The following is a 21,234-nucleotide window of genomic DNA, read 5'->3' as shown; positions in this document are numbered from 1 at the left end:
CGGAGTTGTACCAATATGAACCGCCGCCGCCTGTTGAAAGCCACCGCAGGATTTGCCGTCCTCGGCCTTGCCATGCCGCGTGCGGCCTTCGCTGACGCCGCACTGCGACGCGCTGCAACGGGTGCCGCAAACGCAGCCGAATTCGGGCTCACACCCAACGCAGCCCAAAACCAGACCTCTGCCCTCCAGGCCCTGCTTGAACGCGCAAGCGCGGAAGCCATTCCCGTATTCCTGCCGCCGGGTCGTTATCGTCTTTCAAGTCTCGTTCTGCCCCGCCAAGCTCGCCTTGTCGGTGTTCCCGGCGCCACCCTTCTGGAACAGGATGATCTGGGGTCGCTGCTGACTGGGCGGGAGGGCAATCATCTTACGCTTTCCGGCCTCGCATTCGACGGCAGGCTCATGCCGCCTTCCGGTTCAGGCGGCGGCCTGCTCGACATTGACGGTACACTGCACCTTTCCATCGAAGCCTGCACCTTCGCCAACAGCGGCGGCAATGGCCTCTCGCTCCGCCGCACACAGGGAAAAATCCGCGATTGCGCCATCACCGACATTGCGGACTACGCACTCTACGCACTCGATTCGAGCGGCCTTGATGTCATCGAAAACACCGTCTCCGATTGCGGAAATGGCGGCATTCTCATTCACCGCAGCGCTCCAGGCGCGGACGGCAGCCGTGTTTCTGGAAACCGCATCAGCCGCATCCGCGCCGACAGGGGCGGCACCGGCCAGTATGGCAATGGCATAAACGCCTATCGCGCCGAAAATATCCGTGTGTCAGAAAATGAAATTGCGGACTGCGCCTTCTCAGCCATACGCGGCAACAGCGCCGGCAATCTCCAGATATCCGGCAACACCTGCCTGCGCTCGGGTGAAACCGCGCTATACGCAGAGTTCGCCTTTCAGGGCGCGGTCATCTCGGGCAATCTCGTGGATGGTGCCGCCCACGGCATCTCCATGGCCAATTTCGACAAGGGCGGGCGGCTCTGCGCCTGCACGGGCAACATCATCCGCAATCTTTCGGCAGATGGCCCCTACCCCTCGCCCATGGCCGGTTTTGGCATCGGCATCAACGTGGAGGCCGACAGCACGGTCACCGGCAACATCATCGAAAACGCGCCGCTTGCGGGCATCCGCATGGGCTGGGGCCCCTTCCTGCGCAACGTCACCGCTTCGGGCAACGTCATCCGGAAGGCGAAAACAGGCATCATCGTTTCCGTCGTCGAAGGTTCGGGAAAAGCCGTCATTTCCGGCAATGTTTTCGAGGATACACCCAATGGCGCGGTCGTCGGCCATCGCTGGGCAGAGCCCGCCACCGGCGATCTGCTGAAATCCGGCATCGAAGCCATCTCGCATCTGACGCTTGCAGGCAATCGGGCTGATTAGGACATTGCGGAAGTTTGCCGCGATCCTCTTCGCCGCGCAGGGCACGCAATGATTGCGTGGCCAAGGGCGGTGCGTGGTTCGACAAGCTCACCATGAGGGAGGGCTTTGTTCAACATGAAGGAAGTGGTCGCTGCCACAAAGGCTAGCGGAACGGCGGCGCAACGGTGTGAAACCGCTTCCTTCCCTCATGGTGAGCCTGTCGAACCACGCACCAAGTCAACGCAGACCGATGCCGTTCACCGTGGGTCCTGTTTTCACCGGGTACGCTCTAAACGCCCTATCCGACCAGCGCTTCCGAGGGCCGAAGCCCTCCCACCTCGAACCCGCGTCGATTGGTCAGAACCGGCCGCGCCATCTCACGCAGCGTCTCGGCCAATGCATCACCATCCAGAAGCTGCGCCAGCACTTCGGCGACCATCACTTCTGCGGCACGCGTGGCCCCATCATCGCATTTGAGCGCGATGCCGATACCCTTTTCCGGAATTGCGGCACAAAACACGCCTTCGGCACCCGTCTTGGTGAAGATGCGCCCCTTGCCCGCTTCCATCATCAGCGTATCGGCGCGCCCGCTGCCTGCCACATAAAACGGTTCAGCCATACAGGCGGCAAATATGCGCTTTGCGGCTTTCGCACGTTCGGCCGCGAACCCGGTCCCCGTCGCCATGCGCGCAAACCCGTGCGCCAGCGCCTTCAGCGGCACGGCATAGGTGGGAATGGAGCAGCCGTCCGTGCCGCAGAGATCGGTCTCGTGCGCTGCACCCGTCACCGCCTCCATTGCAGCCTTCACGGAGTCCTGCACCGGGTGTCCAAGCGCCACATAGCCCTGCGGATCATGGCCGAGATGCGCGCAGGTGCACAGGAAACCCGCGTGTTTTCCCGAGCAATTGTTGTGCGCCGCCGTCGGCTCCACGAGATCGCGCGCCTGCGCGATCAGTACATGCTGCTCTGATGACCAATGCGCCCCGCATTCGAACGCATCGCTTCCAAGCCCTGCCCGCTCAAGCATGGAGATCGCCAGCGCCGCATGCTCCGGCTCGCCTGAATGCGATGCGCAGGCAAGCGCAATTTCCCGATTGCCGAAGCCGAACGCATCCGCCGTCCCGCTTTCCACGAAAGGCAGCGCCTGAATGGCTTTCACGGCAGAACGTGGAAACACGGGCCGATCGACGTCGCCAAGGCTCATCACCTTTCCGCCATCCGCATCAAACACGGCTATGGCGCCACGGTGCCTGCTCTCGACAACGTTACCGCGCAGCACTTCGACCAGAACCGGATTGCCCATGTTTTCACCGTATTTTGCGGGATTCACTTTCAAATCAAGCCGACCGCAATAGACTGGCCCTCATGCGATTTTTCAAGCGGACTTTGCTGTTTATCACCCTTGTCTTCATTCTGCCGGCCTTCGCCTCGCTGGCATGGTGGGCCATACAGGACAGGCCGGGCTCGTGGCGCAGCGCCGACTGGTCGGCGAGCGGCGTTCTTCCACACGCAACCGATGACCCAAGGGCAGCGATCTATGTCATGGCGGCGCGCACCGGCGGCATGAAGGGCGCCCTGTCCGTCCATAGCTGGCTCGTGCTCAAACGTGCAAATGCATCGAGCTATGACCGCTATGACAAGGTCGGCTGGGGAAGCCCCGTGCGCCGCAACGCCTATCCGGCAGATGGGCGCTGGTATTCCAACACGCCCTATGTCGTGGCCGCGATCACAGGAGAGGAAGCCGAACGCCTCATGCCGCAAGTGGAAGCGGCCATAGCCAGCTATCCCTTCTCGCAGCGTGGCGACTACGGGATCTGGCCTGGACCAAACTCCAACTCCTTCACCGCGCATGTGCTGCGCAGTGTGCCGGATCTCGACATCGCCCTGCCACCGACCGCTGTCGGGCGCGATTATCGTCCCGGCCTTTTCGCGTTTGATCACACGCCAGACTGGAGCGATGTGCATATTTCGCTCGGCGGGCTTGCAGGCATCGCCGCCGGCCTGCGCTCCGGTTTCGAGCTGCATTTTCTGGGGCTGGTCGCAGGCCTCGATCTGCGCCGCCCGGCACTCAAGGTGCCGGGCTTTGGCCGCGTCGAACTGTGGCCGTCAGCGACCGCCGGCGAGAAAGAACAGCCCGCTATTTGATCCGCTCGAGGATCGACACATAGTTGGCGACCGCCGCGCCACCCATGTTGAAGATACCGCCCAGCTTTGCGTCGGGGATCTGGATGCCGCCGGCCTCGCCGGTCAGCTGCATCGCCGTCAGCGCATGCATGGAAACGCCGGTCGCGCCGATCGGGTGCCCCTTGGCCTTCAGCCCGCCTGAGGGGTTCACAGGCAGCCGCCCGTTCTTCTCGGTCTGGCCTTCGAGCGCGATCTTTCCGCCCTCGCCCGGCTTTGCCAGCCCCATCGCCTCATATTCGATCAGTTCGGCAATGGTAAAGCAGTCATGGGTCTCCACGAAAGAGAGGTCGTCCAGCGTCACGCCCGCGCTTTTCAACGCGCGCTTCCAGGCTTCTTCACACCCCTCGAATTTCAGAATGTCGCGTTTCGACATGGGCAGAAAGTCCTGCACATGCTCGTTTGCCCTGAGCGCCACTGCGCGGCGCATCGAAAGTGCGGTTTGCGTGTCCGCCAGGACAATCGCCGCCGCACCATCCGAAACGAGCGAACAATCGGTGCGTTTCAGCGGACCGGCCACATAGGGGTTGCGCTCGCTCTCCTGCCGGCAGAAGTCGAAACCCAGATCCTTACGCATTTGCGCAAACGGGTTCTCGACACCGTTTTTGTGGTTCTTGGCCGCGAGTGTCGCCAGCGCATCCGACTGGTCGCCATATTTCTGAAAGTATGCATCGGCGATTTTTCCGAAAACGCCGGCAAAACCGCCCGGAATCTCGCCATCTTCCGGTAAATAGGACGCTTTCAGCAGGTTTTCTGCAATTTGCGGACCGGGTGTTTTCGTCATCTGCTCCGCGCCCACCACAAGCACGATGCGGGCGTCGCGCGCAGCGATGGAGCGGGCGCCCTGCCGCACAGCGGCCGAGCCGGTCGCGCAGGCGTTTTCCACCCGTGTCGCCGGCTTGAAACGCAGCCGGTCGTCGGCCTGCAGGACAAGGCTGGCGGTAAAATCCTGCGGTGAGAAACCGGCGTTGAAATGGCCGAGCACGATCTCGTCCACATCCTCAGGCCCGATGCCGGCATGGTCCAGCGCCTCGCGCGCCACCTGAACGATCAGCCCTTCAAGCGTGTCATCGGTCAGCTTGCCGAACTTTGAATGGGCCCAGCCCACAATGCATGCGGTCATCTCGTCTCTCCCGGAGCGCGGCATTCTGTGCCGCAGATTAGAGCAAACATGTGAGCGGCACCATAAATCCGCCGTCGACTTTGTTCAAGCATGAACTATTTTCTGCAAAGCCCCTGTTCTCTGCCTGACGTTCCATCCAAGTCCGCTCCCTGGAGCGTGGTCTTCTCCCCATGAAGCCCGACAAATTTCCTTGATTGATTGGTCAATCAATAATAAATGCACCCCATGCCCAAGATCGGAATGGAACCCATACGCCGACGCGCGCTCATCGATGCGGCAATCAGCGCCATTGGCGAGCGCGGCGCGCTCAACGTCACCATGTCGGACATTGCCGGCCGGGCCGGCGTCTCGACAGCCCTTGCCCACCACTATTTCGGCGGCAAGGATGATCTTCTGTTCGCAACGATGCGCCACATCCTTTCACAGCTGGGCAATGAGGTCCGCGCGGCCATCGCGCCCCTTTCCGGCACCGCACGGGTCCGCGCTATCATCGCGGTGAACCTGTCGACCGATCAGTTTCGCCCCGAGATCATCGCCGCATGGCTCGCCTTCTATGTGGAGGCGCGGCGCGATGTTGCACTCGGCCGCCTTTTCCGCATCTATGTTCACCGCCTTCACAGCGACCTGATGAGCGGGCTTACCCACCTTCCGCGCGCAAGCGCCATCCGTACCGCACGCGCCATCGCCGCCCTCATCGACGGTCTTTATCTCCGCCGCGCGCTCGGCGAGGGCGTCGAGGATTCCGCCGCAGCCATCGCCCTTGTCGAAGATTATCTCGACATGGCCCTTGCCCCGCACCCCTCCCGCCGGAGCCAGCCCCATGCATGAGGCCGATTTCGTCATCATCGGGTCCGGCTCCGCGGGTGCCGCGCTCGCCTACCGCCTTTCCGAAGACGGCAAAAACTCCGTCATCGTCATTGAATATGGTGGCAGCGATTTCGGCCCCTTCATCCAGATGCCCGCAGCCCTCTCCTTCCCCATGAACATGGCGCGCTATGACTGGGGCTTTCAGAGCGAACCGGAGCCGCATCTAGGCGGCCGCGTGCTCGCCACACCGCGCGGCAAGGTGATCGGCGGCTCCTCCTCCATCAACGGCATGGTCTTTGTGCGCGGCCACGCGCGCGACTTCGACCACTGGGCAGATGAGGGTGCGACCGGCTGGGCTTCTGCGGACGTCCTCCCCTATTTCAAGCGCATGGAAACGATGGCCGATGGCGAGCCCGGCTGGCGCGGCACGGAAGGCCCGCTCCATGTCCGCAAGGGACCGCGCGACAACCCGCTTTTTTCAGCCTTCATCGAGGCCGGGCGCCAGGCGGGCTTCGAAACCACGGAAGATTACAACGGCTCCAAGCAGGAAGGGTTCGGAGCACTCCAGCAGACCATCCACAAGGGGCGGCGCTGGTCCACCGCCAATGCCTATCTGAAGCCCGCGCTCAAGCGAAAGAATGTGAGTCTCGTCAATGGCTTCGCCCGGCGTATTGTCATGGAGAATCAACGCGCCATCGGCGTCGAGATCGAAGCTCACAAAAAGATTCAGGTCGTTAAAGCGCGACATGAGGTCATCGTCGCAGCCTCCTCGATCAATTCGCCAAAACTCCTGATGCTTTCGGGCATCGGGCCGGCGAAGCACCTGCGCGAGAATGGTATCGATGTGGTGGCGGATCGCCCCGGTGTCGGCTCCAATCTGCAAGACCATCTGGAACTCTATATCCAGCAGGAATCACTTCAGCCGATCACGCTCTACTCAAAGCTCAATCTCCTTTCCAAAGGGTTGATAGGCGCGCAGTGGCTGTTCCTGAAATCAGGCCTCGGCACCTCAAACCATTTCGAGGCCGGCGCCTTCGTACGCTCCGCCGCCGGGGTCGATTATCCCGACATCCAGTTCCATTTCCTGCCTGTCGCCATCCGTTATGACGGCAAGGCGGCGGCAAAGTGCCATGGCTTTCAGGCCCATGTCGGGCCGATGCGTTCAAAATCGCGCGGCACAATCCGTCTTCGGTCGGGCGACGCCTGGGAGAAGCCGGAGATCCGCTTCAACTACATGTCCCATCCGGACGACTGGCGCGACTTCCGCCACTGCATTCGCCTCACCCGCGAGATATTTTTGCAGGATGCCTTCACCCCCTATCGTGGCCGCGAGATAGCGCCGGGCGAGACTGTTCAAAGCGACGAGGAACTGGACGCCTTCATCCGCGAACACGCTGAAAGCGCTTATCACCCCTGCGGCACCTGCCGGATGGGATCGGCAGATGACGCCATGAGCGTGGTGGATTCCGAATGCCGGGTGATTGGCGTGGAAGGTCTGCGCGTCGCGGATTCGTCGATCTTCCCCCGTATCACCAACGGCAATCTCAACGGCCCGTCCATCATGGTCGGCGAGAAGGCGGCTGACCATATTCTCGGTCGCACGCCACTCAGCCCGTCCAATCAGGACCCCTGGATCAACCCGCGCTGGCGGGAAGCCGACCGCTAAAACATTCTTGCGGAAAAATTGAATGGATCGGGAACGCTGTTCCATGAAACGATGTTCCGTTCCAAAGACTGGAGAGTTCATGCGCGCGCAACCCAAAGCATCGCACTACATCAATGGCCGCCATGTCGAAGACGAACAGGGCGAGGTGATCGAGGTCGTCTATCCCGCCACCGGCGAGATTATCGCCCGCGTCCATTCGGCAACGCCCAACATTGTCGAACTCGCCGTGGAGGCAGCCCGCGCCGCCCAGCCCACATGGGCCAGGCTGAAGCCGGTGGAGCGCGGCCGTATCCTGCGCCGGGCGGCAGACCTCCTGCTCGAGCACAATGAGGAACTGGCGAAGCTCGAAACACTGAACACCGGCAAGGCGCTGCAGGAAACGCTTGTCGCCGACGCCCCCTCCGCTGCCGAGGCGCTCGAATTCTTCGGCGGCGCTGTCGCCGCCTTCAATGGCGAGCAGGTCGAGCTTGGCGGTTCCTTCGGCTATACGCGCCGTGAACCGCTGGGCGTGTGCGTCGGCATCGGCGCGTGGAACTATCCGATCCAGATTGCCGGCTGGAAATCCGGTCCCGCCCTCGCCATGGGCAATGCGATGGTGTTCAAACCGTCCGAGGTGACCCCGCTTTCCGCACTCCGGCTCGCCGAAATCTTCACCGAGGCCGGCCTGCCCGACGGCCTCTTCAATGTGGTACAGGGGCTGGGCGATGTCGGTGCCTCTCTTGTCGCCCATCCCGAGGTCGCCAAGGTCTCGCTCACCGGCTCGGTCGAAACCGGCAAAAAGGTGCAGGCGCTTGCCGGCGGCGAGATGAAGCCGGCCACGATGGAGCTCGGCGGCAAATCACCTCTCATCGTGTTCGACGATGCCGATCTGGAAAACGCCATTGGCGGCGCTATGCTCGGCAATTTCTATTCGACGGGCCAGATCTGCTCCAACGGTACGCGCGTTTTCGTTCAGAGCAGCATCTACGAGCGGTTCCTGTCGCGCCTCACAGAGCGCACCAGCGCCATTCGCCTGGGCGATCCGCTTGACCCCGAGACCCATCTCGGCCCGCTCATCAGCAAGGCGCAATATGACAAGGTGCTGCGCTATATCGAGATCGGCCGCGAGGACGGCGCAACCCTGCACCATGGCGGTGGCGCGCCACGGCTTCAGGGCCTTGAAGACGGTTTTTATGTCGAACCGACCATCTTTACCGACGTCACAGACCGGATGCGCATTGCCCGCGAGGAGATCTTCGGTCCGGTCATGAGCATCCTGACGTTCGACGACGAGGACGAGGTGATCGAGCGCGCCAATGACACGCCTTTTGGCCTTGCAGCCGGCGTCTTCACGAGGGATCTCGCCCGCGCCCACCGCGTGATCGGGGCGCTGAAGGCCGGCACCTGCTGGATCAACACCTACAATCTCACGCCGGTAGAGCTGCCCTTCGGCGGCGTGAAGCAATCCGGCTTCGGGCGCGAAAACGCCATGGCGGCACTTGCCCATTATTCACAGGTCAAATCCGTCTATGTGGAAATGGGAGACGTAGAAAGCCCATATTGATGACGGTTTGATCTTGCGCAGTCGAAAGACGGCAGCTATAAGCCCGCCGTCTGGTCACGGAGTGTAGCGCAGCCTGGTAGCGCACCTCGTTCGGGACGAGGGGGTCGCAGGTTCAAATCCTGCCACTCCGACCAGTTTTTCCGAGCCTATCTCAGTGACTTTCAGGTCACACGGCGCGGCTAGTTTTCTCAGTTCAGTATTACAGTTGGAACTGTCGCTCGCCCCTGGCGGCGTGGGCGGAACGCGTGGGTCGCAAGCCACCACTTCAACAAGGTGACATATTTGTCACGCTCAGCAGCCCTCCCGGCAAAAACGCCCCCGTAAACTTGATAATTATTATCATATATGTCTTTTCACCTCTGAAGGAAGCCAGAGCAATACGTCAAGCCACCTTGAATACCGTTGAAATTTGAGGGCTTGGCATGCATCGTAACTTTGTTGTCTTGCTGGCGGCGTCCGCCAGTCTCTTCTCCCTGAGCGCAAACGCACAGGACGACGACACCACCCAGTTAAACCGGATTGTCATTCACACAACCGAAGATTCCAGCAACACGGTTGATGTGACCGATGCAGATATCGAGCGCCTGAATCCCGCAGACCTGCAGGACCTCTTCGCCTCCGAACCGTCCATCTCGGTCGGCAGCTCGTTGCCGGTCTCACAGAAACTCTATGTACAGGGTGTCGAAGAGACCAATCTGTCGGTCTCCATCGACGGCAGCCGCCAGAACAACAAGATCTTCCATCACAACGCGACGACCCTTATCGACCCTGCCCTTCTGAAGGCGGTGAGCATCGATCCGGGCGTCGCCCCTGCGGATGCCGGTCCGGGCGCACTGGCTGGCGCGGTTTCGTATGAAACCATGGATGTGCAGGATCTGCTCCTGCCCGGGCGCCAGTTCGGCGGATTTCTCAAGGGGGAATATGACAGCAATGGCGACATTTTCACCGGCAGCGCCGCAGCCTATGGTCAATCTCAGGGTTTTGAGGCTCTGGGCTTCCTGAAATACGCCGATGGCGGATTGCGCACGGATGGCGATGGCAATCTGATCGTCGGCTCGGAGACCGGACTTTTGAGCGGTCTGGGCAAGCTTGCCTATGAAGCGCCGACGGGGCACCGTTTCGAACTCTCCTATGAGCATGTGAAGGACGACAATGTGCGCCCCTACCGCGCGAATGTTGGCGTCATATCAGGTCGCCGGCCCGTGCCTGCAAGCCGGGTATACGACCTGACCCGCCAGAACATCGTTTTCACCTACACCAATGAGATGCCCGAAGGCTGGTGGGACCCGACAGTTCAACTCGCCTACAGCGTCACCGATCTGGATATCCCCGAGACCGGCACCCGTTCGCGCGGCACGACTGACAGTTTCAATGGCAAGATTGAAAATCGCTTTGCCTTCGACAGGGGCTCTGTGGTTGCGGGTCTCGATTTCTACAGAGATACAGGCAGTCTCGATTACCGGGATTTCTCCGACCCGTCGGAGAACATTGTCGGAAGCGAGACAGCCACGAATTTCGGCGTCTATTCGCAGGCCCGCCTCGACCTGACCGAACGCATGCGGCTGTCCTTCGGCGGTCGTGCCGATTTCCAGCGTTTTGAAGGCGTGAATGGCTACAAGGATGACAATGCTGGCCTTTCGGGCAACATCTCCGGTGAGTTCGATGTCACCTCCTTCCTGACGGCGAGCGCAGGTGTGTCACATGTCTGGGCAGGCATTCCGCTCGCTGAAAACTTTATCCTGAACCCCGCCTGGGATTATTCCCAAGGCATAGATCCCGTGACGGCCAACAATGTCTTTGCCGGATTGCGGGCCGAGCATGAGGGGTTCTGGGTGGAAGGCAAGATCTTCCGCACGGACATCGACAATGCGCGCGCACCAAGCTACGGTGCCGGTCCTCATCTGCAACATGACCTGCGTGCGCAGGGCTATGAGCTCGGCGCCGGATACCGCTGGGAAGACGGCTTCCTGCGCATCGGATATGCCGATATCGATGCCGAGATCGACGGCAACCCCGCAGATACCGACACGGGACGTTACCTCACCACGCCAATCGGGCAGAACATCACGCTGGAGGCCGCACACACATTTGCAGACTGGGGTTTGACGGTCGGAGCAAATGCGAGATTCGTGCTTGAGGAGACGGACACCTACAATCCCGACACCGGCGGTCGTGGCGCGCCCTTCCCTTCTTATGAAGTCGTCAATGCCTTCGTGGAATATGTTCCCGATGCCATGCCGCATCTGACGCTGCGTGGCGAGGTGAACAACCTGTTTGACGCAGCCTATGTCAGCCGCGCCACCTATGGGCAGGAATTCGCGAATGTTGCGCCACTCCAGGAACCGGGGCGCTCGTTCAAGCTCTCCCTGACCGGCCGCTTTTGAGCCTCGCTGCTCCATCCATCAGGTGAGCGGCTGCTGAAGGTGCATGTCAGGAATCATCGTTAGCGCCATTGCCGCCGTGCGGCGTGGCGCTAATTCTGACATCATGGACAAAGTGGAAATTACAGCAAAGACCATGTTTGATGCCCTGCAGGGCGGAACCTGGAAGCTGCAACCTCCCTCCGTGCGTGCAGAATGGCTGGCCAAGGCACGAGCGCTTCACGCCGCGATCGATGCTGGTAAATGGCCTGGAAATCCAGGTGCTGGCATATAGCTCTCAAGGCATGTCGTCCAATTTCGGCACGGCCAGGCGGAGGTGGTATGCGGCTTCCATGGACCCTTCCCCTTGACATCTCCCGTCTGGGTCAATTCTGATATCGAAAAGGGAGGCAACCATGCGCAGCCTGCTGATTTCGTCATTCACTGCTTTGACAATGTTTGCCGTCACCGCCACCCCGGTGCTTGCCGAAGGCACAATCCTCACCGTCACGGGTCAGGTTGAGAAGACAAACCGCGAAGCATTCGATCCCTTCTTTGACGGTTTTCTCAAGTTTCACGACAAGACCTTTGAGAAAGCCTATACGTTCGACTGGGACACGCTGGCAGCTCTGCCGCAGCACACCGTTACTGTGAACGCGGATACTGAAGATTGGCCGGGTCCCCTTGCGATGGAAGGCCCCCTCCTGAAAGATGTACTGGCCACGGCCGGTGCATCGGGTGCAACCACCACACTCTACGCTCTTGATGGTTTTGGCCTGGAGATGAGCGCGGAAAAAATGGATTCGCGCGACTGGGTTCTTGCCATGAAGGTAGAGGGAGAGCCGCTGGGGATCGGTGGATTTGGCCCCTTATGGCTCGTTTATGACACGGGTGGCCGAAAAGCGCCGGAAGAGGAGGAACGAAGCTGGGTCTGGTCGGTGTTTCACATCGAGGTCAAGTGACCTTAAGGCGGGATGCAGCCAAGGCTACGCTACAATGTCACGTGGTGCATGGTGCATGAAGCGGTCACGTCCGCCCTGCTTTGCCTTGTAGAGCATCGTGTCAGCTTCCCTGATGACCTCGTCGAGAGACTGCAGGGGCCCATGAACCGCAACGCCGATGCTGACGGTCGTCGAGATTCCCTCGACGCTGGCACCGCAACCGACCAGGCGGCAGGTGATGGCGATGCGTTCGCAGATCGTGCGTGCAAGCGGCAGATCCGCACCCGGCATGAAGACTGCAAACTCTTCTCCGCCGATGCGGGCACAGACATCGTTTGTGCGCACGCTTTGCCTGATGGCCTCCGCGATCAGCACGAGAACGCGGTCCCCTTCTGCATGGCCGAAACGGTCATTGATGCGCTTGAAATGATCCACATCGATGATCAGGACAACGCCGGCAGATGATGCTGTCGAGTTGATCGTCTCACCGGCAATCCGCATGAAATCCCGCCGGTTGCGCAAACCTGTCAGGAAATCCGTGGTCGCGGCCAAGTCGAGCTCCGCAGCCAGTTCGGCAACCATCGCTGTCTTGCGCAGGAAGACATAGGAGATGGGATAGGCGATCACGACAGTGATGAGCGCAGTCAGCATCAGATCAAGCAAAAGCCGCTCTGAAAAGAAGATAGAGTAGAAAACAAAGGTCAGCGCTTCAGCCGCCACAACGGAAAACAGCGTGACAAAGCAGGCCTGCTGCCAGATCCGCAGTTTATAAAACCCGTCGAATACCGCCTGAAACCAACTCATCCCACCGCCCCATTTTGCCGGCATAGGATTAATCCGATCTCGTAAAGAGGATGTTACCTTACGGAAGGCCCTTCTTTCCGCCGAGCCCCTTTTCTGAAAACGAACCCGCATGTCGGGATTTTATTGTCATTCTTCCGCCTTATCAGTCATACTGTCGAGCAGTGGAAGAAATGGCGCGTTTTGCTGCCTTTGGAATCCTGTCGGTTTCTGTTGGAAACCTAAAAACACTGTCGTTGACCAACGATATGAAAGTAAGTGTTTTCAATACCTTGGACTGGCTTGCCATGTTCCGGCAATAAATAAGGCATCTACGGAGATAGACCTTATGGATATGCTTTCTCTGGCATCCGAGTTCCTTCAAGGTCTGGGGGTCGCCGTTATCGCAGCGCTTCTTTACGAGCGCGCGGCCAGGCTGCCCCTCACATCGCTGCAGCGTCATCTTCTTGTGTCTGTTTTGTTTTCGGTGGGTGCAGTCGGCCCAGCCTTTTTCTCAGCTGCGTCTTCGTCGGGCCTTTCCTTCGACATTGGCAATGTCTTTGTCGTTCTTGCAATGACCTATGGCGGTTGGATCACGTTAACTGCCACCACTGCGGTTGCAGTCCTCGGCCGTCTGTGGCTCGGCGGGGCCGCGGTGACAAGCAGTGTGCTTGCGGTGTTGATCTGCAGTGTTGTCAGTGTCGCCTTCGCCCAGATGGTGAAGGGACGGCGGGTGTCGATACCGGCGCTGGCCGGTGTGGGGCTTCTGACGTCGGTCGCTTTGATCTCCGTTTTCCTCTTGCCGAGGGAAATCGCCATGAAGGTCTTGGGGGAAGTCGCTCCTGTTGCTATTGTCGCCAATGTCGTCGCCGCGGTGGTCGTTGGCCGCATTCTCGAATTGCAGCGCTCGCATGTCGGTCCGCAGCGCTTGAAGGAGGCACCATTGGGAACCACGGATACCGCCACCGGACTATTGAACAGACGCGTCTTCGACAAGCTGGGGCCGGAACTTGCAGCCGCCATGAACTGGGCGGGGCAGCCCTATTCCATGGCCTTGATCGATATCGATGCCTTTGACCAGGTGGTGGAAGCGCATGGTCATGCGGCCGGCGAGCAGACATTACGCCATGTGGCCTCAGTCGTTCAGTCCGCTGTCCGGCAGACGGACATGGTGGCGAGTTTCGGAGGTCAGGCCATTGCGCTGGTTCTGCCGGCTTACGATGCTGAACGCGCCCTCGGGCTAGCAGAGCGTATTCAGAAAGCGGTTGCTGAAACACCATTTCATCTGAACGGTATCGAAATTGAGCTAACCGTCAGTGTGGGGCTGCACACGCCGCTGCCGCGCAAGGAAAGTTTCTGGATCGCCCTCGGGCAGGCGGATACGGCGCTCAACCGTGCCAAATCCACCGGACGCAACCGTTTGGAAGTGGCTGTCTGAAACTGAAAGCTTTTCCAATACGGAAAGGACGTCCTGCCTCTATTCTGGGCAGCGTGCCCGCCTGTGCGTCAACACAACGTTCGAAACACTTTTCAGACAACCAGCCGCATCTCGCCAACCCCATGAAAAACCGCGAAAAAACGGCATGGTGCGAGTTTGGCACGCTTGATGCTTCTCTTTCTGAGAGTCCGGAGGGGACTCTCCAGGAAAACGCCATAAGAGCGCTGGAGTAAGCCGTCAGACAGTTCGTGCCTGCCGTGGGGCCGAGCGTCTGGCGGCTTTTTATTTCTCCACACACTTCCCTTTGGGGGGGCAGAGAACGATTGATTTGTTCTCTTTTTGTTCTTATTGTGTGGGGATGCAATACACCCTGCCTCTTGTGCCTTTCGACCGGCTCGAAAGTCTCCATCAGCGCTTGCTGGCTGTCTTCGGACCGCCCGAGGCTTTTGTGCGTCTCGATCCGGTCAGTCAAATGCTTCTGGCGATGCTCAGCGGCAGAACACGCAATGAAACAGCATTGGCAGTGTTTGTCAGGCTCGTCGAACATTTCGAAGTGGCAAGACTCAAGGGCTCCTGGGTTCGGTTGGCCGAGGCTTCCTTTCATGAAGTGGACCTCCTGCTCGAAGGCATTACCCACGCCGATCGCAAAGCCGTAGCTCTGCCTCGCGCGCTGCAGGAAATCGCCAGCTTGAGCGGAGGCCTCAGTCTCGATTTCCTCCATAACTGGCCGGTCGATGATGCGCTCGCCTGGCTCGAGCGTCTTTATGGCGTCGGCCCCAAGACCAGCACGGCCACCCTAAACATGAGCACATTGCGCAAGCGCATCCTCGTCGTCGACACCGCCCACTGGCGAGCCGCCCGCTGCCTTGGCCTTGTCCCCGAACACGCATCGCCGGAGCGGTCGGTTCGCCTTCTCAACCGGCAGCTTCCTGACCGGTGGGGAGCGGGAGAGACCGAACAGCATCACATTCTGATGCAGGAGCTTGGACGAAACTTTTGCGCCAGAAAAAACAGGATGGCGTGCCCTTTCGCCAGGCTTTGCGCTCATGGCGTCCGCAACCCGGCGCACCAGCCTGAGCGTCTGCTGGAAGATTTTCTTCGCATGCCGACGCCCCTCCCTGACAAGAGAGAAAAGGTGAATCCAATCAGTATTCTGAAGGCGGATGCTGAGAACTTGAATCCGGAAAAATCGACGATGCGGCCAATGGCGCAGAACTCCGTGGGGCCTGGCACGCCTTTCGGGCTACGCCAGGAGGCTGCGCCATGAAACAGGCCGTTGAAGTGAAGCCAGTTCAGGAAACTCTTCCTCCTGGTTCCAGCCCTGTTCCGCAGATCAGCAGAGAAAGAGCAGCCACGACACCACCCGAAAAAATGGGCAGCGTTCTTGAGGCCCTGCGCGGCCGCATTGCCCCCCAGGAAAGGTTTGCTTCAGCGCCCCGCCCCTCTCTTCCGCTCGGGCTGGAAGTGCTTGACAGCGCCCTGCCCGGTCACGGTCTCAAGACCGGCGCGTTGCACGAGGTCCTGCCGGCCGGCCATGGCGATTTCACTGCCGGAATCGGCTTCGGTATCTGTCTTCTGGCACGGCTTCTGCGCGAACGGCCGGGAAAGATATTATGGGTGGTGCCGAACCATATGGCCAATCGTGAGGCCGCGCTCTACCCACCCGGACTTGCAGCGCTCGGGCTCGACCCGAACCGAATGATTCAGGTGGAGGCGCGCAAGCCGATCGATGTGCTTTGGGCGCTTGAGGAAGGGCTTTCCCACGCCCCTCTTGCCGCAGTCGCCGGCCTCTTGCCGGACAAGGCCCGCGCTTATGACTTTGCCGCCAGCCGCCGGCTTGGCCTGCGGGCGGCACGTCATGGCGTCACGGCCCTCCTCATGCGCGATCGCCATGCCTGCGCGGAAAACACAGCTGCTGAAACCCGCTGGTCTGTCAGCACTCTGCCCAGCCATACGCTCTACCCCGGTCAGGCAGGGCCTGGCGCACCGCACTGGCGGCTTCAGCTTCTCAAATGCAGGCAAGGCCTCTCCCGCCGTTTATCGCAACACTGGGATGTGGAGTGGGATCATGAAACGCTTTCTTTCCGTCTTCCTGCCCCGCTGGCCGATCGAGCGGCGGATCACGCGCACTGGCAGCGCGACGCCTCCCGGAGATGGGCAGAAGCCTCGTGACAATGAGCCGCTGGTCCTCGTCTCCACCACGGACAATGGACAGCGTATCACTGCTCTCAACCGGGCAGCCGGAGCGCTCGGCTTTTCGCCGGGCATGGCTCTGGCGGATGCGCGCGCCATTTACCCTGCCCTCAGGGTCGCTCATGCCGATCTTCAGGGCGACGAGCGTGCGCTCATCCGCCTGGCGCTCTGGTGCCAGTGTTTTTCACCCTTCACGCGGCCTGATTTCCCCGACGGGGTAAGCCTCGACATCACCGGCTGCGCCCATCTCTTCGGCGGTGAGGCCGCACTGGTGGACACGCTGGCCACAAAACTCGACGGCTTCGGCCTCACCGCGCGGCTGGCGCTGGCGCCCACCATTGGCGGCGCATGGGCGCTGGCCCGCCACGCGCCGGCCGAAAAACTCATCGTATCGCGCGACGCACTCCACATGCACATGGCGCCCCTGCCCGTGTGTGCCCTGCGGCTGGAACACAACACTGTCGAGGCCATGGAGAAGCTGGGTCTCAAACATGTGCGGGACCTGATCGGCAGGCCGCGCGCACCGCTTGCCGCCCGTTTCGGACCGTTTGCCCTGCGTCGGCTGGACGAAGCGCTTGGTCATGAGGAAGAAAGCTTTCGCCCGCTCAATCCGCCTCTTCTTCATGCCGCGCATTGCCGTTTTGCCGAGCCCATTGTCACGCAGGAGGCAATCGAAATCGCCATTCAGCGCCTTGCATGCGACCTGTGTGTGAAGCTGGAAAAGGCTGGAAAAGGCGCGCGTCGCGTGGAGCTGCGCCTGTTCCGTGTCGATGGCTGGTTCGAGGCCCTGCCGCTTGCCACCAGCACAGCCACGCGCGATGCTGGACACCTCGCCCAACTGCTTGGCGAGCGTCTCGAGCGCATCACCGATCGCGCTGGTTTCGGTTTCGAGGCGGCCAGCCTCACCGCCCTTACCATGGAAAACCTCGCCATGCGGCAGGACGATCTGAGCGACCGCCCTCAGAGTGGACGCACTGGCGATATTGCCCCCCTGCTTGACCGCCTCGTCAATCGGTTCGGCGCGCAGAATGTCACCCGCGCCGCCCCTCATGCGAGTTTCCTGCCAGAGCGGGCAAGCCAGTCCGTTCCGGTTCTCAGAAAGGTCAGCGACCATGACTGGCAGGCGCATCTTCGGCACATTCAGGATGGCGCAGCTTTTGCCCGGCCACTCTTTCTCTTTCCTGTACCCGAACCTGTCACCACGCTTGCCGGAGTGCCCGACGGGCCACCCAGCCGGTTCGAGTGGCGGCGTGTGGCGCATCGCGTTGTCCGCGCCGAGGGTCCGGAGCGCATTGCGCCAGAATGGTGGCGCGCGCCATTCGGCGCCAGCCGCAAGACACGTGACTATTTTCGTATTGAGGATGACGCAGGCCGGCGCTTCTGGCTTTTCCGCGACGGGCTCTACGAGCGCGATGAGGAAGCCCCCCGCTGGTTCCTTCACGGAGTCTTCGCATGAGTGAGAAAATCACCGAGCCAGTCATTGCCTTTGAAGACCCCAAGGGAGCAGAGAGCGGCATTTCTGCCCCAACACCCATCCCGAAATCACGCCCTGCTCCGCCATCTCCTGCCTTTGCCGAGCTTGGCGTCACCAGCAATTACAGTTTTCTGCACGGAGCCTCCCATCCACGCGAACTGGTGGCCGAGGCCGCCCGGCTTGGCCATGCAGCCATCGGCATCGCCGACCGCAACACGCTGGCCGGCGCCGTGCGCGCCCATGTGGAGGCAAAGTCACAGAAAATCCGTCTCGTGGTCGGTGTGCGCCTGGTGCTCATGGATGGTTTTGAAACATTGTGTTTCCCAACCGACAGGGATGCCTATGGCCGGCTCACCCGGCTCTTGACCGATGGCAACCGCCGTGCGCCGAAGGGCGAGTGTCATCTGCATATGGACAATCTTGCAGCGCTCGACCATGGCCAGCGCCTCATTGCCATGCCCCCCTATGATTTCAGGGCCGATTTCGAGGAAAACTTGCGCCGCCTCGCCACTCTCTTTCCCGGCGATGTCTTTCTGGCGCTCACGCCCTATCGACGGGCCAATGACGGCGCCCGCCAGCAACGTCTTGCCGCGCTCGCGGGTTCCTGCGGCACGCCGCTCATCGCCACCAATGACGTGCTTTATCACACGCCGGCGCGCCGTCCCTTGCAGGATCTTCTCACCTGCATTCGCAGCCATTGCACCATCGATGAGGCGGGTTTTCGCCTTGAGCGCAATGCCGAGCGGCATCTCAAGTCGCCAGAAGAGATGGCGCGCCTCCTGCGCGGCCATGAGGAGGCCATTGCCCGCTCCGTGGCGCTGATGGATGATTGCCGTTTTTCGCTCGATGCGTTGTCCTTCGACTACCCGAAGGAATCGAACGGTGAAAGCGCCACCCCGCAGGAAGAGCTGGAACGTCTGACCTGGCTCGGTGCAAAAGAGCGTTTCCCGGAAGGTATTCCCTCAAAAGTTAGAGCTCTTATCGACCATGAATTGAAGCTGATCGGCCAGCTTGAATATGCCGCCTACTTTCTCACCGTGCACGATATCGTGCGCTTTGCCCGCACGCAGGAGCCGCCAATCCTGTGCCAGGGACGCGGTTCGGCGGCCAATTCGGTTGTCTGCTATTGCCTTGGTGTCACTTCGGTCAACCCCACCGAGATCGATCTTCTGTTCGAGCGCTTCATTTCCGCCGAGCGCGGCGAGCCGCCGGACATCGACGTCGATTTCGAGCATGAGCGGCGCGAGGAGGTGATGCAGTATATCTATGACAAATACGGTCGCCACCGCGCCGGGCTTGCCGCCACTGTCATTTCCTACCGCACGCGCAGCGCCGTGCGCGAGGCAGGCAAGGCGATGGGACTTTCACCCGACGTGGTGGCCGCCATGACCGGTCTTGTCTGGGGCCATTCGGAAAAAACGCCCGCCGCAGACCAAATACGCGAAGCCGGTCTCGACCCCACCGATCCAAGGCTGCGCCAGACTTTGCTGCTTGTCAGGCAGTTGATTGGCTTTCCGCGTCATCTCTCCCAGCATGTGGGCGGTTTCGTGCTCACGCACTCGCCCTTGAGCGAGATCGTGCCCATCGCCAATGCCGCCATGAAAGACCGCACCATGGTGGAATGGGACAAGGACGATCTCGATGCCCTCAACATGCTCAAGGTGGACGTGCTTTCGCTCGGCATGCTCACCTGCCTGCGCAAGAGTTTCGACCTTTTGCGGGAGCACTATGGAATAACCCACACGCTTGCCTCCGTGCCCCGTGATGATGGGCCCACCTATGCGATGATCCAGCGGGCCGACACGATTGGTGTCTTTCAGATCGAAAGCCGGGCCCAGATGTCGATGCTGCCGCGTCTGAAACCGGAAAACTTCTACGATCTCGTGATCGAAATCGCCATCGTCCGCCCCGGCCCCATCCAGGGAGATATGGTCCATCCTTATCTGCGCCGGCGCAATGGCGAGGAAGATGTAGATTACCCCTCCGAAGAATTGCGTGCCGTGCTCCAGAAGACACTCGGCGTACCGCTCTTTCAGGAACAGGCAATGAAGATCGCCATCGTGGCTGCCGGCTTCTCGCCGGAAAAGGCCGACCGTCTGCGCCGGGCCATGGCAAGTTTCCGCCGTACAGGCACGATCGACCAGTTCCGCGAGGATTTCATCAAAGGCATGTTGGCCAACAATTACACGCCCGATTTCGCCGAGCGCTGTTTCAACCAGATGAAAGGTTTTAGCGATTACGGCTTTCCCGAAAGCCATTCGGCCAGTTTCGCGCTGCTCGCCTACGCCTCCTCCTGGCTCAAATGCCACTACCCCGATGTCTTTGCCTGCTCGCTTTTGAATTCGCAGCCCATGGGTTTTTATTCTGCCTCCTCCATCGTGCGTGATTTTCGCGACCATGGTGGCGAGACGCGACCTGTCGATATCAACCACAGCGCCTGGGACCACTCGCTGGAGCCGGCAGCAAAGCCTGGTGCGATCAGCCATGCATTGCGGCTCGGCTTGCGCCAGGTGGATGGCATGCGCGAGGCCGTGGGCCTGAAGATCATGGCCGCTCGTGAAGCAGGCCCTTTCGCCAATGTGCGCGATCTTTATTTCCGGTCCGGCATCGACATGTTTTCGCTGCGCCGGCTGGCCGAGGCCGATGCCTTCCGCTCGCTGGGCCTCGACCGGCGCGCAGCCCTTTGGGAAGTGCGTGGTCTGAGCGGCCATCAGGGCGTGCGCACGGCAGCGGAGGAACTGCCCCTCTTTTCCAGCGCCAAAAGCGCAGCCGCAACGCCCCTTCAGGAAGAGGAAAGCGTCGCGCTGCCGGCCCTTCTTCCCGGCGAACAGGTGGTGGAGGATTACGGCACGCTCGGTCTTTCGCTCAAGGCGCATCCCGTCTCCTTCCTGCGACGAAAGCTGGAAAAGCGCCGCGTCGTGCAAACCTGCGCCCTTGCCGAAACCCCGGCCGGCCGCTTCGTGCGTGTGTCGGGCCTTGTTCTGGTACGCCAGCGTCCCGGCACCGCCAGCGGCGTCATCTTCATGACGCTGGAAGACGAGACCGGCATCGCCAACATCATCGTCTGGCCGCGCGTCTTTCAGCGTTTTCGTCGTATCGTCTTCGGTGCGCGCATGGTGACGGTTGAGGGCATTGTGCAGAAGGAAAGCAATGTCATCCACGTGGTCGCGCGGCGTCTCATCGACACGACACCGGACCTGATGGCCGCAATGTCCGATCAGGGTGTGGAGACACGGGAGGAGAAGCCTGACACCACGCACAACCTCTGGCGACATCCGCGTGATGTTCGCGTGCTGCCCAAGGGCCGCAATTTCCATTGAAAGGAGAGGCCTTTCCGCGTAACCAGACGGCTCCTTCTCGTCGGGG

Annotated in this window: 16 protein-coding genes and 1 tRNA gene; 14 read left to right on the top strand and 3 right to left on the bottom strand. The window is 60.7% G+C overall.

What is annotated here, in order from left to right; all coding sequences use genetic code 11:
- Positions 1-15: 15 nt before the first annotated feature.
- A complete protein-coding gene (locus AC2CHD_RS13120; protein ID WP_484554034.1) occupies positions 16-1,383 on the top strand; it encodes a TIGR03808 family TAT-translocated repetitive protein in 1,368 nt (455 codons plus the stop codon).
- Positions 1,384-1,660: 277 nt separating this feature from the next.
- Here the strand turns inward: AC2CHD_RS13120 and AC2CHD_RS13115 are convergent, their stop codons facing one another.
- Complete coding sequence (locus AC2CHD_RS13115; RefSeq protein ID WP_484554033.1) at positions 1,661-2,665, bottom strand: asparaginase; 1,005 nt, start codon at positions 2,663-2,665, stop codon at positions 1,661-1,663.
- Between the two features lie 62 nt (positions 2,666-2,727).
- On the opposite strand from AC2CHD_RS13115, the gene AC2CHD_RS13110 reads away from it, so the two are divergent.
- Positions 2,728-3,507, top strand: a complete 780-nt coding sequence (locus AC2CHD_RS13110; protein WP_484554032.1) for a DUF3750 domain-containing protein — start codon at positions 2,728-2,730, stop codon at positions 3,505-3,507.
- Here AC2CHD_RS13110 and AC2CHD_RS13105 read toward each other — a convergent pair.
- On the bottom strand, positions 3,500-4,666 hold the full coding sequence (locus tag AC2CHD_RS13105) for an acetyl-CoA acetyltransferase (protein WP_292899922.1): 1,167 nt from the start codon (positions 4,664-4,666) through the stop codon (positions 3,500-3,502). The genes AC2CHD_RS13110 and AC2CHD_RS13105 overlap by 8 nt on opposite strands.
- A 225-nt stretch (positions 4,667-4,891) precedes the next feature.
- Here AC2CHD_RS13105 and betI point away from each other — a divergent pair, with 225 nt between their 5' ends.
- The 7 genes from betI to AC2CHD_RS13070 all read left to right on the top strand — a co-directional run bounded on the left by betI (position 4,892) and on the right by AC2CHD_RS13070 (position 12,004).
- Positions 4,892-5,494, top strand: coding sequence for a transcriptional regulator BetI (gene betI, locus AC2CHD_RS13100; protein ID WP_484554031.1), 603 nt, complete (start codon positions 4,892-4,894; stop codon positions 5,492-5,494).
- Complete coding sequence (gene betA, locus AC2CHD_RS13095; protein WP_484554030.1) at positions 5,487-7,139, top strand: choline dehydrogenase; 1,653 nt, start codon at positions 5,487-5,489, stop codon at positions 7,137-7,139. The genes betI and betA overlap by 8 nt, the downstream gene beginning before the upstream one ends.
- 79 nt (positions 7,140-7,218) lie before the next feature.
- Complete coding sequence (gene betB, locus AC2CHD_RS13090) at positions 7,219-8,682, top strand: betaine-aldehyde dehydrogenase (protein WP_484554029.1); 1,464 nt, start codon at positions 7,219-7,221, stop codon at positions 8,680-8,682.
- Between the two features lie 57 nt (positions 8,683-8,739).
- Positions 8,740-8,816: transfer RNA gene (locus AC2CHD_RS13085), tRNA-Pro, on the top strand.
- Between the two features lie 288 nt (positions 8,817-9,104).
- Positions 9,105-11,066: a TonB-dependent receptor domain-containing protein gene (locus tag AC2CHD_RS13080; protein ID WP_484554028.1), complete on the top strand. Its 1,962-nt coding sequence runs from the start codon at positions 9,105-9,107 to the stop codon at positions 11,064-11,066.
- Positions 11,067-11,109: 43 nt separating this feature from the next.
- Positions 11,110-11,337 (top strand): hypothetical protein, encoded by a 228-nt coding sequence (locus tag AC2CHD_RS13075; protein WP_484554027.1) that lies wholly within the window; start codon positions 11,110-11,112, stop codon positions 11,335-11,337.
- 121 nt (positions 11,338-11,458) lie between these two features.
- On the top strand, positions 11,459-12,004 hold the full coding sequence (locus tag AC2CHD_RS13070) for a putative pterin-binding protein (protein ID WP_484554026.1): 546 nt from the start codon (positions 11,459-11,461) through the stop codon (positions 12,002-12,004).
- Between the two features lie 24 nt (positions 12,005-12,028).
- Here AC2CHD_RS13070 and AC2CHD_RS13065 read toward each other — a convergent pair whose 3' ends face one another.
- Positions 12,029-12,787 (bottom strand): GGDEF domain-containing protein, encoded by a 759-nt coding sequence (locus tag AC2CHD_RS13065; RefSeq protein ID WP_229447521.1) that lies wholly within the window; start codon positions 12,785-12,787, stop codon positions 12,029-12,031.
- 325 nt (positions 12,788-13,112) lie between these two features.
- Between AC2CHD_RS13065 and AC2CHD_RS13060 the strand changes: the two genes are divergently transcribed.
- The 5 genes from AC2CHD_RS13060 to AC2CHD_RS13040 all read left to right on the top strand — a co-directional run bounded on the left by AC2CHD_RS13060 (position 13,113) and on the right by AC2CHD_RS13040 (position 21,188).
- Positions 13,113-14,201 carry a GGDEF domain-containing protein gene (locus AC2CHD_RS13060; protein WP_229447522.1) on the top strand — a complete coding sequence of 363 codons (1,089 nt, stop codon included), beginning with the start codon at positions 13,113-13,115 and terminating at the stop codon, positions 14,199-14,201.
- Positions 14,202-14,559: 358 nt separating this feature from the next.
- Complete coding sequence (locus AC2CHD_RS13055; RefSeq protein WP_484554025.1) at positions 14,560-15,468, top strand: endonuclease III domain-containing protein; 909 nt, start codon at positions 14,560-14,562, stop codon at positions 15,466-15,468.
- Positions 15,465-16,373: an ImuA family protein gene (locus tag AC2CHD_RS13050; RefSeq protein ID WP_484554024.1), complete on the top strand. Its 909-nt coding sequence runs from the start codon at positions 15,465-15,467 to the stop codon at positions 16,371-16,373. The genes AC2CHD_RS13055 and AC2CHD_RS13050 overlap by 4 nt, the downstream gene beginning before the upstream one ends.
- Positions 16,270-17,850, top strand: coding sequence for a Y-family DNA polymerase (locus tag AC2CHD_RS13045; protein WP_484554023.1), 1,581 nt, complete (start codon positions 16,270-16,272; stop codon positions 17,848-17,850). Before AC2CHD_RS13050 ends, AC2CHD_RS13045 begins: the two co-directional genes overlap by 104 nt.
- The gene (locus AC2CHD_RS13040) at positions 17,847-21,188 is read left to right on the top strand and encodes an error-prone DNA polymerase (protein WP_484554022.1); all 3,342 of its coding nucleotides are present in this window, start codon (positions 17,847-17,849) and stop codon (positions 21,186-21,188) included. The genes AC2CHD_RS13045 and AC2CHD_RS13040 overlap by 4 nt, the downstream gene beginning before the upstream one ends.
- Positions 21,189-21,234 lie beyond the last annotated feature (46 nt).

It is taken from the genome of Nitratireductor sp. ATLC21, from assembly GCF_057196525.1.
This window is presented reverse-complemented; position numbering and strand designations above follow the sequence as displayed.

What these genes read in the sequence shown, in the direction of transcription:
- AC2CHD_RS13045 (WP_484554023.1), top strand. Translation starts at nt 16,270, where the DNA reads ATGAAACGCTTTCTTTCCGTCTTCCTGCCCCGCTGGCCGATCGAGCGG.
- betI (WP_484554031.1), top strand. Translation starts at nt 4,892, where the DNA reads ATGCCCAAGATCGGAATGGAACCCATACGCCGACGCGCGCTCATCGAT.
- AC2CHD_RS13060 (WP_229447522.1), top strand. Translation starts at nt 13,113, where the DNA reads ATGGATATGCTTTCTCTGGCATCCGAGTTCCTTCAAGGTCTGGGGGTC.
- AC2CHD_RS13120 (WP_484554034.1), top strand. Translation starts at nt 16, where the DNA reads ATGAACCGCCGCCGCCTGTTGAAAGCCACCGCAGGATTTGCCGTCCTC.
- AC2CHD_RS13065 (WP_229447521.1), bottom strand. Translation starts at nt 12,787, where the DNA reads ATGAGTTGGTTTCAGGCGGTATTCGACGGGTTTTATAAACTGCGGATC.
- AC2CHD_RS13115 (WP_484554033.1), bottom strand. Translation starts at nt 2,665, where the DNA reads ATGGGCAATCCGGTTCTGGTCGAAGTGCTGCGCGGTAACGTTGTCGAG.
- betA (WP_484554030.1), top strand. Translation starts at nt 5,487, where the DNA reads ATGCATGAGGCCGATTTCGTCATCATCGGGTCCGGCTCCGCGGGTGCC.
- AC2CHD_RS13055 (WP_484554025.1), top strand. Translation starts at nt 14,560, where the DNA reads ATGCAATACACCCTGCCTCTTGTGCCTTTCGACCGGCTCGAAAGTCTC.
- AC2CHD_RS13070 (WP_484554026.1), top strand. Translation starts at nt 11,459, where the DNA reads ATGCGCAGCCTGCTGATTTCGTCATTCACTGCTTTGACAATGTTTGCC.
- AC2CHD_RS13075 (WP_484554027.1), top strand. Translation starts at nt 11,110, where the DNA reads ATGTCAGGAATCATCGTTAGCGCCATTGCCGCCGTGCGGCGTGGCGCT.
- AC2CHD_RS13105 (WP_292899922.1), bottom strand. Translation starts at nt 4,666, where the DNA reads ATGACCGCATGCATTGTGGGCTGGGCCCATTCAAAGTTCGGCAAGCTG.
- AC2CHD_RS13080 (WP_484554028.1), top strand. Translation starts at nt 9,105, where the DNA reads ATGCATCGTAACTTTGTTGTCTTGCTGGCGGCGTCCGCCAGTCTCTTC.
- AC2CHD_RS13050 (WP_484554024.1), top strand. Translation starts at nt 15,465, where the DNA reads ATGAAACAGGCCGTTGAAGTGAAGCCAGTTCAGGAAACTCTTCCTCCT.
- betB (WP_484554029.1), top strand. Translation starts at nt 7,219, where the DNA reads ATGCGCGCGCAACCCAAAGCATCGCACTACATCAATGGCCGCCATGTC.
- AC2CHD_RS13040 (WP_484554022.1), top strand. Translation starts at nt 17,847, where the DNA reads ATGAGTGAGAAAATCACCGAGCCAGTCATTGCCTTTGAAGACCCCAAG.
- AC2CHD_RS13110 (WP_484554032.1), top strand. Translation starts at nt 2,728, where the DNA reads ATGCGATTTTTCAAGCGGACTTTGCTGTTTATCACCCTTGTCTTCATT.